The organism is Leptolyngbya sp. FACHB-321, assembly GCF_014695975.1.
Taxonomy (GTDB): Bacteria; Cyanobacteriota; Cyanobacteriia; order Leptolyngbyales; family Leptolyngbyaceae; genus Stenomitos.
The window spans coordinates 1-15,895 of the sequence record NZ_JACJPI010000009.1 but is presented as its reverse complement, the minus strand read 5'-3'; the positions used below and the strand labels follow the sequence as shown (position 1 = coordinate 15,895).

The 15,895-nt window shown below is 50.4% G+C and carries 6 protein-coding genes and 1 pseudogene; all 7 read left to right on the top strand.

Annotated elements, in window-relative coordinates; all coding sequences use genetic code 11:
* The first annotated feature begins 371 nt into the window (after positions 1-371).
* Complete coding sequence (locus H6F76_RS00305) at positions 372-4,568, top strand: filamentous hemagglutinin N-terminal domain-containing protein (protein WP_190504917.1); 4,197 nt, start codon at positions 372-374, stop codon at positions 4,566-4,568.
* Positions 4,569-4,683: 115 nt separating this feature from the next.
* Positions 4,684-7,248: an S-layer family protein gene (locus H6F76_RS00300; RefSeq protein WP_190504915.1), complete on the top strand. Its 2,565-nt coding sequence runs from the start codon at positions 4,684-4,686 to the stop codon at positions 7,246-7,248.
* A 242-nt stretch (positions 7,249-7,490) separates the two neighbouring features.
* The gene (locus H6F76_RS00295) at positions 7,491-10,058 is read left to right on the top strand and encodes a CHAT domain-containing protein (protein WP_242036448.1); all 2,568 of its coding nucleotides are present in this window, start codon (positions 7,491-7,493) and stop codon (positions 10,056-10,058) included.
* A gap of 96 nt (positions 10,059-10,154) precedes the next feature.
* Positions 10,155-10,877 (top strand): DUF928 domain-containing protein, encoded by a 723-nt coding sequence (locus H6F76_RS00290; RefSeq protein ID WP_190504912.1) that lies wholly within the window; start codon positions 10,155-10,157, stop codon positions 10,875-10,877.
* A 56-nt stretch (positions 10,878-10,933) separates the two neighbouring features.
* Positions 10,934-13,153: a CHASE2 domain-containing protein gene (locus H6F76_RS00285; protein ID WP_190504910.1), complete on the top strand. Its 2,220-nt coding sequence runs from the start codon at positions 10,934-10,936 to the stop codon at positions 13,151-13,153.
* A 5-nt stretch (positions 13,154-13,158) separates the two neighbouring features.
* Positions 13,159-13,788: a response regulator transcription factor gene (locus tag H6F76_RS00280; protein WP_190448496.1), complete on the top strand. Its 630-nt coding sequence runs from the start codon at positions 13,159-13,161 to the stop codon at positions 13,786-13,788.
* A gap of 548 nt (positions 13,789-14,336) precedes the next feature.
* A pseudogene (locus tag H6F76_RS31265) lies at positions 14,337-15,778 on the top strand (ShlB/FhaC/HecB family hemolysin secretion/activation protein); the annotation flags it as partial.
* Positions 15,779-15,895: the final 117 nt, after the last annotated feature.

Below are 15,895 nucleotides of genomic sequence, written 5' to 3'. Positions count from 1 at the left end.
GTATGCTGATTAGCATGAGCTAACTGTAGGTAACTGCCTTGGGTTTGTAACCTGTTGGAAGTTGGCATTTTTGCACTATCAAGAGAGTGAGCAATCAAGCACTCCCAAGGATGAAGCTGATTCAAGCTTAAGTTGGAGTTTGAAGGCAAACTTAAGTTTGATCCGATCTCACCATTTAGTTGGATAGATGAATCACACTCTCTGGCATAAGAAGTAGCAACTCTCGTTAGACGACGAGTCGAAAATAGCTTCATATATTAATTAGATTTTAGACAAACACAGCTATACCAGGGAACTTTGCAGCGGTTGGGGTTAAACGAAAGCCACGATAGCTTTAACCTATCCATACCGATGTAAGCGCGAGGCGACAAATGAATCGATCGTATCTGAGTGGATGGGTTGTAACGAGCGTTCTCTTAAACACATTGCTTTATGCTCCATCGATTGCAGCGCAAGTCGTGCCTGACGGTACATTGCCTGTAGGGGAGCGATCACAAGTTTCTAGCAACCCTAACTTCCAGGTTGATGGGGGAGCCAGACGAGGTGGCAACCTATTCCATAGCTTCAGTGAATTTTCGATTCCTACGGGTGGGTCTGCTTACTTCAACAATGCGATCGATGTGCAAAACATCCTGACACGAGTTACGGGTGGCTCCATTTCGAATATTGACGGCTTGATTCGGGCAAATGGTATAGCAAACCTGTTTTTGATTAACCCCAATGGGATTATCTTTGGACCGAGTGCCCGCTTGAATATTGGTGGTTCGTTTGTCGCCAGTACCGCCAGTAGCATTGTGTTTGCGGATGGCACTGAGTTTAGTGCCGTCAACCCCTCGGCTTCTCCGTTGCTGACCATCAGTGTGCCGATCGGGTTGCAGTTCAACAGCCAGCCAGGAGATATTGTGGTGCAGGCTGCCCCTGAAAATGTATTTACTGAGACGGGTGATGCGGGTGAGCTTTTGGGTACAGCTCAACCAGCCAACAGCGCGACGGGTGGAGCACGCCTAAACGCAATCAATGGCAATTTGGACGGTGCCAGCGATGTGGACCTGTACCAACTGCTCCTACCACAAGGGTTGCCCTTCAGGGCAACGACTGTCAGTGGCTCTGCGGTAGATACCCAGTTGTTTTTGTTCGATGGCAATGGCTTGGGTTTAGCGAGCAACGATGACAGTGCCTCCACTGTGCAGTCTAGTGTGCCCTTGAACCAACCCTTCATCCCTGCTGCTACTGGCACCTATTACTTGGGCGTTTCCAGTTTCGGTAACAACCCTCTTAGTTCACAGGGTCTTATCTTTGGCGCATTGGGTGAGCCTAACGATCCTAGCTCTCGGTTACCTTTAAGTGAGTGGGATGCGAATAACGTCTTTGGTCGCGGTGGTCCCTATAGGATTACGCTCAACACTCAAACCCCGCTTCAGGTGCAACCGGGCAGAACGCTAGCGCTGGTGGGCGGCAATGTCACGATCCAGGGAGCAAGTTTGCAGGCTGGGGGTGGTCGAGTTGAGTTAGGAGGCGTCGCCGGATCAGGCAGGGTGGGGCTGGCGGTGGATGGCAATACGATAAATTTGAGGTTTCCCGATTCGCTAGCGCGCGCCGATGTTTCCCTCAGTGACACTCTTCTAGACGTTCGTGCAGGGGGTGGTGGAAGTATTGCTGTCACCGCTCGGAACTTGACCCTGAACGAGGACAGTAGGCTTCAAGCAGGAATTAACGACGGGTTAGGTTTTGTCGGCGCGCAAGCGGGAAACATTCAGCTCGATGCGACCGAAACGATTGCCCTTAATGGTGGCTCGATCGACAACGTAGTGCGTCCTGGCGGTATTGGGAATGCGGGTAGCATTAAGATCACCACCGGGTCACTGGCGGTCACAGAGTTGGCTGAGCTGCGTACCGATACCTATGGGCAGGGCGATACAGGCAGCGTGACGATCAATGCGCGCGATACGGTCTCTTTGGATAACTCTTTTATATCCAGTGACGTGACCCCGGATAGCATCGGGAACACTGGCGGTATCAACATCACCACCGGATCGCTGGCGGTCACAGGGTTCGCTGAGCTGCGTGCTGACACATATGGGCAGGGCGATGCAGGTAGTGTGACGATTAATGCGCGCGATAGGGTCTTTTTGGATAACTCTTTTATATCCAGTGACGTGACCCCATATGGCATCGGCAACACTGGCGGTATCAACATCACCACCGGGTCGCTGGCGCTCACACGGAATACTCGACTGACTGCTGCTATCTATGGGCAGGGCGATGCAGGCAGTGTGACGATCAATGCTCGCAATACGGTCTCTTTGGATGACCTGTCTTTTGTAGTTGCTCCTGCGGAAACAGGTAGCATTGGGAACTCTGGCGGTATCAACATCACCACTGGGTCGCTAGCGATCGCACGCGGGTCTCAACTGGTTGCCTACAGGGCTGGACAGGGAAATGCAGGACCGATCAATATTAATGCCCGCACTACGGTTGTCATGGATGGAGGAAACACTCCTGGTTACTTGACTACTGGGATATCTAGCGCTGTATTCTCTAGGGACCCGAGCCGTTCTGGTGGCATTAATATTCAAGCTCAAGATCTCATCTTGAGATCTAATGCTGGAATCATTGGGGAAGTATCCTCGATCGGTCAGGGTCCTGGGGGAGACATCAATTTAGATATCAGGGGTACTATCCTGCTCACGGGCGCAACATCTTCTAACACGGGAGAATCTACCAGGATTACCTCAGGAGTGCAGTCAGACGGAGTTGGATCTGGGGCAAATCTTCGTATCCGAGCCGGGGCTCTAGTGCTACAAGATGGCGGTCTCATTAATGCCAGTACGCAAGGACAGGGAGATGCAGGTAATATCGACATTCAGGCCGGTAGAGTCGATATCTCTGGCAGTATTCCGAGCAATGGCTTGCCCAGCGGGTTGTTTACCAGCAGTGATACAGCAGGCAACGCAGGCGATATTACCATTGCTACGCAGACCTTTCGGATTGCCGATGGGGCCACCTTGAGCGCCCGCAGCCGAGGCGATGGGCAGGGGGGAGACATCAGCGTCAATGCCACCCGCACCTTTGAGGCAGTCAACGGCGGACAGTTGATTACCACTACCTTTGGGCAGGGAGCAGCGGGCAATATCACAGTCAACGCGGGAGAGCAGATCAGGATCGCTGGCAGCGACCCCAATTACGTCGATCGCCTGGCTAGATTTCCCACTCCTGACAATCCCACTCCTGTCGCTCCCAATGTTGTCAATGCCATCCGCGAAACGGGTTCTGCTAGCGGTTTCTTTGCCAATACTGAGCCGAACTCTACTGGGTACGGCGGCAATATCCAAATTACGACTGGACGCTTCACTGTTCAGGAGGGGGCGCAACTCATTACCAGCACCACTGGAAATGGACGGGCAGGAGACATCACGGTAAATGCTCCCGATATTCAGCTTTCTGGGGCGACCAGTGGTCTATTTGCTCAAACCACCACGGCTGCTGATGCAGGCAGTTTGACCATTCAACCACAGGGGAACGGGCAGAGTGTGCGGGTGAACCTGCAAGGCGGTGCTCAAATCTCTGCCTCTACCTCCGGCAGCGGCAATGGCGGACAGCTAACTATTACCGCTCCTGATTCCGTTACGCTGACTGGAGATGGTTCCATCATTGCCGCTGGAACAGGTGGAAGCGGTGCAGGGGGAAACTTAAATCTCCGCACAGGCACCCTCAATATTCAAAATCAGGCAGAAGTCACCGTCAGCAGTTCAGGGACGGGCATTGCTGGCAACTTGTTTGTGGATGCCGATCGCATCTACCTCAACAATGGGGGTAGAATCCGTGCCGATACAACGGGTGGTGGTGGAAATATCAATTTGCGATCGCCCTTCATCCTCCTCCGCAATGGCAGTAATATCTCAACCAATGCAATTGGAGAAAACATTCCTGGTGGCAACATCAGTATCGATACCCGCTTCCTCATTGCAGTGCTGCACGAAGATAGCAACATTAGTGCCAATTCCGAAGATTTTCGCGGGGGCAATGTCCGCATCAATGCTTTTTCCATCTTCGGCATTCAGCCCAGTTTAGTTTCCACTCCCTTGAGTGACATCACGGCTACAGGTGCAACGTCTGCTTTACCGGGCACGATCGATGTCACGACTGCCGGACTTGACCCAACATCGGGGTTAGTTGCATTACCCACCGACTTGGTGGATGCGTCAGAGTTAATTGCTCAAGGCTGTCCGGCTGATCGAGGCGATTCCTTTGTCATCACAGGTCGCGGTGGTTTACCGCCAACACCTGCACAAGAACTCGACGATGACGCGGAGTGGAGCGATCGCGAAATTCTCACGGTGGCTCAGCAGATGCACAAGAGAGGAGCCAGAAAGCTATCCTCATCAGGCACTAACGCAGAAGGCTCACGCCCTGGAGTTGTTTCCCAAGCAACAACTGCTGCTTCAATCATTGAAGCGACAGATTGGCAGAAGACGGCAAGTGGAGATGTGATATTGATTGCTAATACATCTGACCCAACGGTACAGAAGTCGTTGTCTCAATCAGTTGCCTGCAACGGCAGACGGTAAATCAGTGAAAACAGAACTAATTTTCTGCTCTTGCTGTGTCTGGTCCCTGCCTTAGCTGGAGTAATCATGCAAAATAGCCTATTCTGTCCCTATCAATGCGACAGAGGATGGCAACATGAATCGATTGCATGTTCAAGTCAGTGCTTTGACGGTCAGCCTCGTGAGTGCATTACTTTGGGTTCAACCGAGCGCCGCGCAAGTCGTACCTGACGGTACGTTGCCTGTAGGGGAGCGATCGCAAGTTTCAGGTGATCCCAACGCTCAAATTGATGGTGGAGCCAGGCGAGGTGGTAACCTGTTCCATAGTTTCAGCCAATTTTCGATTCCGACAGGTGGGGCTGCTTACTTCAATAATGCAACGGATGTACAAAATATCTTTAGCCGCGTTACGAGTAGATCAGTTTCGAGTATTGATGGGGTGATTCGAGCGAATGGTACAGCGAATCTGTTTTTACTCAACCCCAATGGCATTCTATTTGGTTCTAACGCTCGACTAAACATTGGGGGTTCTTTTGTTGCCACCACTGCCAACAGCATCAACTTTGCCGATCAGTTTCAGTACAGTGCCACCAATCCTCAAACCACGCCGCTCTTGACGGTCAGTGTTCCAGTTGGGTTGCAGATGGGGACGAATCCAGCACCGATTAGAGTTCAGGGAACTGGCTACAACTTATCTCAAGGTTCGATCTTCGTTCCGATCACGGTGGGAAAGGCCGCCACGGGTTTGGAGGTTTCAACCGGACAAACGCTCGCCTTGATTGGTGGCAATCTTGACATCCAAGGTGGCGTTCTGACAGCAGAACAAGGACGCATTGAACTAGGCAGCGTGCGCGATGGTCAAGTTGATGTAGGAGATCGATTTGCCTTGGGTTATTCAGGCATTCAATCATTTGGAGAGATTCATCTATCGCAGCGAGCATTAGTCAATGCTAGTAATAGCGGTGTGATTCAAGTGCAAGGGGGGCAAGTATCGCTTACGGATGGCTCCCTACTGCTCATTCAAAATCAGGCAGGGCAAAGTGGGGGAAGTATTGCTGTCACTGCCAGTGAACTTGTGGACTTGAGGGGAACGAGTTTGGATGGCAGTGTTTTTGGTGGGCTGGAAAGCCAAGCATTGGGAGCGGGAAGCGGAGCCGATCTTACCGTTAAGACTCAACGCTTTATTGTCCGGGAGGGCGCGATCGCCTCTGCCTTCTCCTATGGCTCTGGTCAAACTGGACAGATCAATGTGAATGCTACAGACAGTATGCAAGTCATTGGCATTGCTTCCAGTTCTACACTTGGTAGCCTTGTTGCTGCAATAGCAGTGGACTCTAGCGATACGGGCAATATCACATTATCAACAAGTCAGTTAAGGGTCGTTGATGGCGGTTCCATTGGCACGACAACCGTTGGCACTGGTCGCAGTGGAGACGTAACTATAAATACTTCCGAAGCGATCGAAGTCATTGGCACAAACTTCCTTAGGCAGAGCAACATTGCAGCAGGCACAGTCAGCGGAGAAGCTGGGAGGTTGACCATCCATACAGAAAAGTTGCGGGTTCAGGCAGGAGGAACCATCAATACTGTCACTATCGGAGATGGAAGTGCTGGAAGTCTAATTATTAACGCTAGGGAGTCGATCGAGATTGACGGCAACGGCACTCAATTTTCTGCCCCTAGCTCTGTGGGTGCCTTTGGCTTTCGGTTTACAACTGAACAGCCTCAAGATCCAGCCTTGCTAGCACCAGAAGCCCCAACCGGCGTGTCTGGAAATGCAACCATCACGACTGGAATGTTAACGATGACAAATGGTGCAAGAGTTGATGTAAGTAATGCGGGAACAGGTCCAGCAGGACTCTTGAGCATTCGAGCTCATTCGATTACTCTCAACAACCAAGCAGGCATTACTGCCTCAACCGCCTCTGGTCAAGGAGGCAATATTCAACTTCAAGTTCGAGATACCCTATTGCTGCGCCAAATTAGCGGAGTCTCAGCAATTGCAGGTGGTACAGGCAATGGTGGCAACATTCAAATTGATGCAGGGGCGATCGTTGCCGTTCCCAATGAAGATAGCAACATCAGCGCCAACTCGGTCAACGCTCGTGGTGGCAACGTGACGATTAATACCTCCGGTATTTTTGGCATCCAGTTTCGTCCGCAAGACACACCCTTGAGCGATATCACTGCTACTGGAGCCACGTCTACTCAACAGGGAACGGTGCAAGTTAACATTGATCGGTTTGATCCCACTTCGGGTTTAGTCCAATTGCCCTCAGGCGTGGTTGACTCATCTCGGTTAATTGCTCAGGGTTGTCCCGCTGATCGCGGCGATTCCTTTGTTATCACAGGTCGCGGTGGTTTGCCGCCCAGACCAGAGCAACAACTCGATGATGACGCGGAGTGGGACGATCGCGAACTTCTCACGGTGGCTCAGCAGAGAAGACGGGGAGAGACGGACCTCGGCATGAGCGCTCAGTCGAACGAGACGCGGAGACCCGGAGACTCTTATCATTCAACATTCAAAACTCAAAACTCAAAACTTCCCTACATTCCAATCACCGAGGCTACCAGATGGCAAACAATTTCTACTGGAGAGATTATTCTGGTTGCGAACACGGAGAATTCAACCATGCAAAATTCGTTCAATGCAGCGCATAACTGGTTGAATCACTCAACCTCCTGTCAAGGAAAGCAGTAAAAATTTAAGTTACGTTAACTTATCTATCTTCCCTAGTCTAAGTTCGTAATACTTGCGACCATAGGATATTAATCCAGCTAATAACAGACGTCTGCTGACGCTAGCATCGGAAGGAGCCGCACATGTCAATGCATGAGAGGTACTGGAGCCAGCGAATCGATCAAGGAGTTCGTATCCTACAGCGCCTCTTCTCCAACCGAGGAAGGCGGTGGTTGCTGCCGTTTGCTCTAGCGGGATTGCTTATGACCCTGAGCTTACATACAGCGATCGCGGTAGCAGTACAAAGCGATGTCAACGGGGTTAACGGCGAGACGATCAGGCAAGCTGTACCATCCTCTGCTTCAGCTCAAGTGCAGCAGGCAGAAACCCGTTACCAAGCAGGGCAATTTTTAGAGGCGATCGACCTGTGGCAACAAGCGGCTACCCGTTACGCAAAAGATGGCGATGCGCTCAATCGCTCGCTGGTGCTGAGTTTTCTGGCGACTGCCTTTGCCGATTTAGGTCAGTGGAATCCAGCGAATGACGCGATCGCTCAGGCAATCTCATTACTCAATGCTCAAAGCCCAGCCTCAAATGACACCTCACGGGTTCTCGCTCAAGTGTTCACCACACAAGGAAAGCTGCAACTCGCGCAAGGTAAAGCATCAGATGCATTAGCAACCTGGCAACAGGCAGAATCGTTTTACCGCAAAACAAACAATCCCAACGGGATTTTAGGCAGCCAGATTAATCAGGCAAGAGCGCTCCAAGCAGAGGGACTGTACCGACGAGCCACCGATCTTCTGGCGCAAGTGCGCCAGTCTTTACAAGACCAGCCCGATTCGCGTCTGAAAGTGACTGGGTTGCGAAGTCTCGGCAAAATGCTGCGCTTAGTTGGCGATTTAGTGCAATCCCGCACAGTTCTAGAGCAGGGTTTGACGATTGCTCAAAAACTCCCAGATAAACTGCCTGCATCAGATATCAGCAGTATTTTGTTCGGCTTGGGCAATACCACTCGCGCTCGGGGGGAGACTGATACTGCCCTAAATTTTTATCAGAACGCGATTGCAACCGCTCCCTCGCTTATGGCAAAAACCCAAATTCAACTGTCTCAGTTGAGTTTACTGGTGGAAGCCAACCGACTAACAGAGGCTCAGCGTCTATTTGCCCAAATTCAATCCCAGCTTGCCCAACTACCGCCTAGTCGTCTGGCGGCGTATGCTCGCATTGATTTGGCTCAAAGCGCAATGAAGCTCAGCCGTCATCGCACAGAAGCGGCATCTGCCAATCTGCTCAAACCCTCCGCTCAAGAACTCGCAACGGCAATTCAACATATTCGCTCGATCGGCGACCACCGAGGTGAATCCTATGCGCTTGGCACGTTAGGGGGGCTCTATGAAACCACCCAACAATGGAACAATGCCAAAACCCTAACTCAACAAGCCCTCAACTTAGCTCAGTCCATTGGTGCCCCCGACATTGCCTATCAGTGGCAGTGGCAGCTCGGACGCGTTTTATGTGAAGGTCAACAGCCCTGCACGTCCACTGGAATGCAAAAGGCAATGGCTGCTTATGCAGAAGCGGTGAAAACCCTACAATCGCTTCGCAGTGATCTGGCAGCGATTAATCAAGACGTGCAATTCTCCTTTCGAGAAAGTGTTGAACCTGTCTACCGTCAGTTTGTCGAACTGTTGTTGCAATCCGAGACAAATGTGCCCAGTCAGGAAAACCTAAAACAGGCACGTGAGACGATTGAAGCGTTGCAGTTGGCAGAACTCGACAACTTTTTTAGAGAAGCCTGCATTACAGCGCGTCCGGTCAAGATTGATCAGATTGATCCCCATGCGGCAGTCGTTTATCCCATCATTTTGCCGCATCAATTTGCTGTCATTTTGTCTTTGCCCAATCAACCCTTGCGTTATCACAAAACCTCGCTGCCGCAAGCGAAAGTCGAGCAAATTCTTACCCAGATGCTCCAGGGGCTAAGAGCGACTGCCTTTGTGGAAGATTGGTTGCCGATCGCTCAACAGATCTATGCTTTGCTGTTGCGCCCTGAGGAAGAGGCATTAGCAGCCAGTAATATCAAAACCCTCGTGTTTGTGCCTGATGGCTCGCTGCGTGGTTTGCCAATGGCAGCCCTGCACGATGGTCAACGGTATCTCATCGAAAAATACAGCGTGGTGCTCAATCCCGGTCTACAACTGCTGCAACCTCAAGCGATCGATCGTCTGCAACTAAAAGGACTCTTGGCAGGACTGAGTCAAGCTCAGGGAGAGTTTTCAGCCTTGCCAAATGTGGTGACTGAAATTAGCCAAATCAAAGCCGAAATTCCGTCTCAGGTACTGTTGGATCAAACCTTTACCAATCAAGCGCTGAAAAATGAGGTTGATTCCACACCATCACAACTCATCCATCTAGCCACACATGGACAGTTTAGCTCCAATGCTGATGATACCTTCATCCTCACTTGGGATGGACGCATTAATGTCAAACAATTAGATCAACTGCTGCGCTCAAGAGAACGAAAGCTCAGCCCGATCGAATTGCTCGTCCTTAGCGCCTGTCAAACGGCAACTGGAGATAAGCGAGCGGCGTTAGGCATGGCAGGGGTTGCAGTGCGATCGGGCGCACGCAGTACAGTCGCCTCTCTGTGGTCAGTCAGCGACCTCTCCACCGCCTCCCTGATGATTGAGTTTTATCGTGAGTTAGGAAAACCCGACATCACAAGAGCCGAAGCTCTTCGCCGCGCCCAGATCACCTTATTGCACCAGGCAGGCTATACATCGCCCTACTACTGGGCAGCGTTCGTTCTTTTAGGAAATTGGCTTTAACTTATTTATCCATGAAAGAGGTTTTAAGACGCTATGATTTCACTCAAATTTCGATTTTGTTGTGTACCAATTAGTGTTGTCCTGACAGCATTGGCGATGCAAAGCACTTCTCCCTTTGGGATAATCGCTCCTGCTGTAGCAGGTGAAATCGTACCTCAACAGCAAATGATACAACTAACGCAAAGCAATCCTCCTCCCCGTAAAAATCCTAGTGGCACGGCATCTGGAGGGCGGCGTGATTCAATTGTCTGCCCTCAAGATGCAGCGATGCCCAAAACCGATGCGGGATTAATTGCCCTCAGTCCGACAACGAAACCCGGTACCACTCTGGCAGAGCGACCGTCTTTTCTCGTCTATGTCCCCAAAACCAGCGCCAAAACTGCCGAATTTAGTCTTCGCGATGACAACGGACGGGGAGTCTATCGCACCACACTGGACCTAACCAACACATCTGGTATCATTCGCCTGAACCTTCCCGCTCAAGCACCGCCGCTAAACGTTGGTGAACAATACACCTGGTCCTTTGCCGTCGTTTGTGACCCCAACCGTCGTCTCAACGATCGCTTCGTCACAGGCATGGTCCAACGGATCGAATTTGATCTAACTCGCTTACGCCAAATTCAACAGACACCGCTGAGGGAGCGGGTTGTGCTCTACCAAAAAGCAGACGTTTGGTACGATACGCTCACAGCCCTGTTTGAGCTACAGCAGACCCAACCGAATAACCCAAGCATCCAGACTACGTGGAATGAATTCTTGCAATCTGGTGGGGTGAGTGCCATGCTCGATAAAACGTTAAGCCAACCAAGTTCGCCTTGAGCGATTACCCCACAGGGGAACTGCTTTGCAACGCACTTAAATATTGCAATTAAACTATGTGGGCACCTTTAAAGCAGCATCTTTGGCATTGGCGTGGAGTTTTGATCGCGGTTCCTACTGTTGCCGGAGGAGTGCTGCTTTTACGGTTCGTGGGGGCACTCCAGTTTATGGAGTTAATGGCACTGGATCAGATGTTTCGCCTCCGTCCCACTGAATCTGCGGATGCTCGCATTGTTCTGGTCACGATCAATGAGGACGACGTTAAGCGACTAGGACGATGGCCTATGTCAGATGCGACGCTAGCTCAGTTGCTTTCATCGATCAAACGCCAGCAACCGAAAGTCATTGGGCTGGATCTTTATCGAGATTTGCCAGCAGAACCAGGTCATCAGGCACTAGTCAATGTTTTTAAGTCCACGCCGAATCTAATTGGGATTGAGAAAGTCATTAAAACTGCTCAGGGTGAAGTCGTTCAGGCACCTCCTGTTCTAGAGCAGCATGGTCAAGTGAGTGCCAGCGATCTCCTCTTAGATGCGGATGGCAGAATTCGTCGCAGTTTGCTGTTCTTGACCGATCGCAATGGAAAATCGATTATGACGTTGGGAGCACACTTAGCCGCTGTGTATCTCAAACAAAAGGGTATCCAGTTGGAACCGATGAATGCTAGTCAGACTCAGTTCCGGTTGGGACGAGCCATGTTCACAACTTTGGAACCTAATGATGGGGGTTACGTGAACATTGACAACGGCGGGTATCAAATTCTATCAAACTTCTCCAAATTGCCCAATGGATTCCGCAGTGTCTCAATGACCGATGTCTTGCAAGGGCGTGTAGCTCAAGACTTGATGCGTGATCGCATTGTATTGATTGGATTAACCGCCGAAAGCCTTGAAAATCGCTTTTTCACCTCCTATACAACCAATGCAATATCAACATCGGTTGGTATTGAGGTTCACGCTCTATTTGCAAGTCAATTACTGAGTGCAGCGTTGGATGGTCGCCCCTTATTAAAGGTCTGGTCAGATCCACTTGAGTGGGGATGGACCATTGCCTGGTCTGTAATCGGAGCCGTAATAGGATGGGTATCACGATCGCCGAGACAAATCATAGTTAGAGCCATTGTGTTAGGAGCGATGCTTCTAGGCAGTGCCTATGGATTGTTTTTAGTCGGTTGGTGGATTATCATCATTCCTCCCCTGCTGGCGCTTATGGGGTCTACCGTTATGAGTAGTAGTTACTTGCTCTGGGAAAATCTCAAAGAGCATGCCCGCACTTTAGAACAGAAGGTAACAGAGCGGACTCTAGAACTGAGCCAACAAAAACAGCTCCTGCAAACGATTGTGGATCATATTCCAGTCATGATCACACTGTATGAGACAACAGGACAGATCAAGTTCGTCAATCGCCAATTTGAGCAGATCTTGGGTTGGTCAACTACAAATCTGCACCATATTGATTTAATTGCTGAACTGATCTCTGACCCCCAACAACAGCAGCAGATTCTGGAGCATATGTTAGCGGCAACTGGTACCTGGTTAGACCTGAAACTCAAAACAAAAGCTAATCACTTGGTCAACACTTCTTGGACAAACATTCGACTGGCGAATCAACTGTTTGTTGGCATTGGGCAGGATATTAGCGATCGCAAACGAGCCGAAAAGGCCTCCATTTTGGATGAACGTAACCGCATGGCGCGAGAAATTCATGATACGCTAGCTCAGGCGTTTACTGGCATTTTGCTACACGTTGGAGCCGTAGCAGAGGAAATTCCTGAAGAAGCCGTAACCATACAAGCTCACCTAGAGACTGTCGATGAATTAGCCCGCACAGGCCTCTCGGAAGCGCGTCGATCGGTAGCAGCACTGCGCCCCAAACTTTTAGAAGAGGGTAACTTATTCAATGCCCTCAAACACTTAACAGCTCAGATGAAGTTGTCTACGAACACCAATATCACGTGTGAAACTATCGGTGCTACCTATGCTTTACTACCCGATGTGGAGAACCACTTGTTGCGGATTGGACAAGAAGCCTTAACCAATGCGGTTAAGTATGCCCAAGCCTCTCAGATCCATCTTGAATTAGTTTGTGAGGAAACCCAATGCGTCCTACGGATCAAAGATGATGGACAGGGGTTTGATGTTGGTCAAATATCTGCCACTAAAGGCTTTGGGTTACTGGGCATGAGTGAACGGGTAGAAAAAATGGGTGCTGAGTTAGTCATTCAAAGTCAACCGGGCCAAGGTACAGAAATTGTTGTTGTTGTGAGTCGGGGCTAAGTAGTGTGGAGCAAACAACAGCCATTCGCGTTCTGCTTGTGGATGACCATGCGATCGTCCAGCAAGGACTCGCTGTCATCATCAATAAACAGGCGGATATGACAGTGGTTGGTAAAGCTAAAAGTGGTATTGAAGCCATTAACCTCTTCCGCCAACTCCAACCAGATATTACTCTGATGGATTTACGAATGCCTGAAATGGACGGAGTAGAAGCCATCACAGCAATTTGTGCTGAATTCAATACCGCTCGCATCATTGTCTTGACGACTTATGATAGCGATGAAGATATTTATCGTGGTCTGCGGGCTGGTGCAAAGGGCTATCTGCTGAAGGACTGTAAACCGAACGAGCTACGAACCGCCATTCGTACGGTTCATAACGGTCAGCAGTATATTCCACCGAACGTTGGTGCAAAGTTGGCACAGCGGATGAGTCATCCAGAGTTGACCGATCGTGAATTAGAAATCCTTCAGTTGATCGCTCAAGGAATGAGTAACTTAGAGATCGGTGCTGCATTGCACATTACTGAAAACACCGTTAAATCAAACGTCAACCGCATTTTAAGCAAATTGGGAGCTAAAGATCGGACCCAAGCAACGATTATTGCCCTCAAGCGAGGAATCGCCAACCTCTAAGTCTGTTTAGACATACTGTTTGATGAGTCTTGTAGCAGGAGAATCAGACAAAGCCAATGGCAAAGAGTTTTGTATCTTCTCATGCAGCTATGCGCGATAGCTGTTGTTTAATAAACGGTATATTGCACTTGACCTAATTACATCACCTAATCACACTAAGTAATTGGACATCATTAAACTGAAGATAGTTTGGGTGTGGAGGAGCAACGCCCCAAATCCCTTTTCAACCATCAATCATGGCTACCTACTTAGCGGCTGGTAAAAGGGAAGCTATCCATTAGTACTAAGTTTGATCGAGCCAGCCTGTAATGGTTTAGCAGCGCTTAATGTTGTCATTGCCTTAGAGAGCCTTTGCTATGCCTGCACAAGCAATCGATTGGAGAGGAAAAAGAAGCGCCAATGGCAGCCCTGAGTTTGCTACTTCTTCCACCGCTCTCATCTTCAATCGTTCATGTCATAGCAGCCAAAACTGGTCGGGACGCTGCTTCCGGTTGAGTTTAACGCTTTTGGCAAGTGGTCTCTTTGCTAGTCCGCTTGGTGCTCAGACAATCAAGATCGCCCAATTTCCCATGCCTAGCGGGTCGCTAGCGCCAATACTTCCGCCTGAGCAGGATGTCATTCCCCCCACGCCATCGTCCGCCCGTCCCAATGTTCCCATCACGCCACCCTTGCCACCACCAGAGCAATTGCTCGACAACGCCAGGCTCAGGGCTGGAAGGAACCTCGGACAAAATTCACGTTGATCGCTATGAGATTGTGGGTAGCACTGTCTTTACAGCCTCAGAGTTAACCGCTATCACACATCCGTTTACAGGGGATGTGTCCTTCGCATCACTGGTGGCAGCACGGACTGCGATTACGGATTTCTACGTCAGCCGTGGTTACATCACAACGGGGGCTTATATCCCACCGCAAAAGCTACAGGGTGGAGTGGTCATCATTCAAGTGGTGGAAGGTGGGCTGGAAGACATCAAAATTCTGGGTACGCGCAGGCTCAAGCCTAACTATGTGCGGAGTCGTCTCGCGATCGCAGCCAAGAAACCACTCAATCGTGATCGCCTACTGCAAGCACTCCAACTTTTGCAGCTCAATCCCTTACTCAAAACCGTGTCAGCCGAGTTATCTGCTGGCACGTAACCAGGGCAAAGTTTGCTGACGGTCAGTGTGACGGAAGCGCCCACACGCAGTTTCCAGCTCAGCCTCGATAATGGACGATCGCCCAGCGTCGGCACCTTTCGCCGTCAACTCCAATTCACGGAAGCAAACCTCTTGGGGTTGGGTGATGCTCTCAGCCTTGCTTATACCAACCAATACGGCTGGCAGTAACGTGGTCGATACCAGCTACACCATGCCCTTTAATGCTCGCAATGGCACACTCACGCTCAACGGTGGGTTTGCCTTTAACCGCGTCATCGAAGCACCGTTTGACGTGCTGGATATCCAGTCCAACTCTAACTATGTGGAATTGTCGGTGCGACAACCGCTGCTACAAACCCCTACGCAAGAATTGGCGGTGGGATTGACTGCTAGCCATCGCGAAACAGCAGCCACTTTGTTGGACGGTGAGATTCCGTTTCTCTCTCCAGGAGCCGATGGGCAGGGCAAGACTCGCCTGACTGCCCTGCGCTTGTTTCAAGACTACACATGGCGCAACAGGCGTACCGTCTTTGCGTTGCGCTCTCAGTTTAGTGTGGGAGTGAATGCTCTCAATGCCACCATCAATCCAGCCCCTCCCGATAGCCGCTTTTTCGCATGGCGAGGACAGGCACAATATGTGCGGCTCTTGGCTCCTGATACACTGCTGCTGCTACGAACCGATGTGCAGCTCGCTGATCGATCACTCTTAGCCTTAGAACAGATCAGCGAAGGCGGGCAGGAGACTGTGCGTGGCTATCGGCAGGATTTACTTCTGGCTGATAATGGTTTGTTTGCCTCGGCAGAAGTCAGAATTCCACTGTTGCGCTTGCCCAAGCTCAATGGATTATTACAATCACAGCGGTTCTCAGATGAATAGACCACAAGGAGCAAACCAGGCAAGAGCATTGTCATTGGAACTACACTCATTAATAATCCTGGTTAATGCTTGGTCAAGTGCTTCTATAGTTCG

Coding starts and splice junctions, on each gene's coding strand:
- H6F76_RS00305 (WP_190504917.1), top strand. CDS start 372: ATGAATCGATCGTATCTGAGTGGATGGGTTGTAACGAGCGTTCTCTTA.
- H6F76_RS00300 (WP_190504915.1), top strand. CDS start 4,684: ATGAATCGATTGCATGTTCAAGTCAGTGCTTTGACGGTCAGCCTCGTG.
- H6F76_RS00295 (WP_242036448.1), top strand. CDS start 7,491: ATGACCCTGAGCTTACATACAGCGATCGCGGTAGCAGTACAAAGCGAT.
- H6F76_RS00290 (WP_190504912.1), top strand. CDS start 10,155: ATGCAAAGCACTTCTCCCTTTGGGATAATCGCTCCTGCTGTAGCAGGT.
- H6F76_RS00285 (WP_190504910.1), top strand. CDS start 10,934: ATGTGGGCACCTTTAAAGCAGCATCTTTGGCATTGGCGTGGAGTTTTG.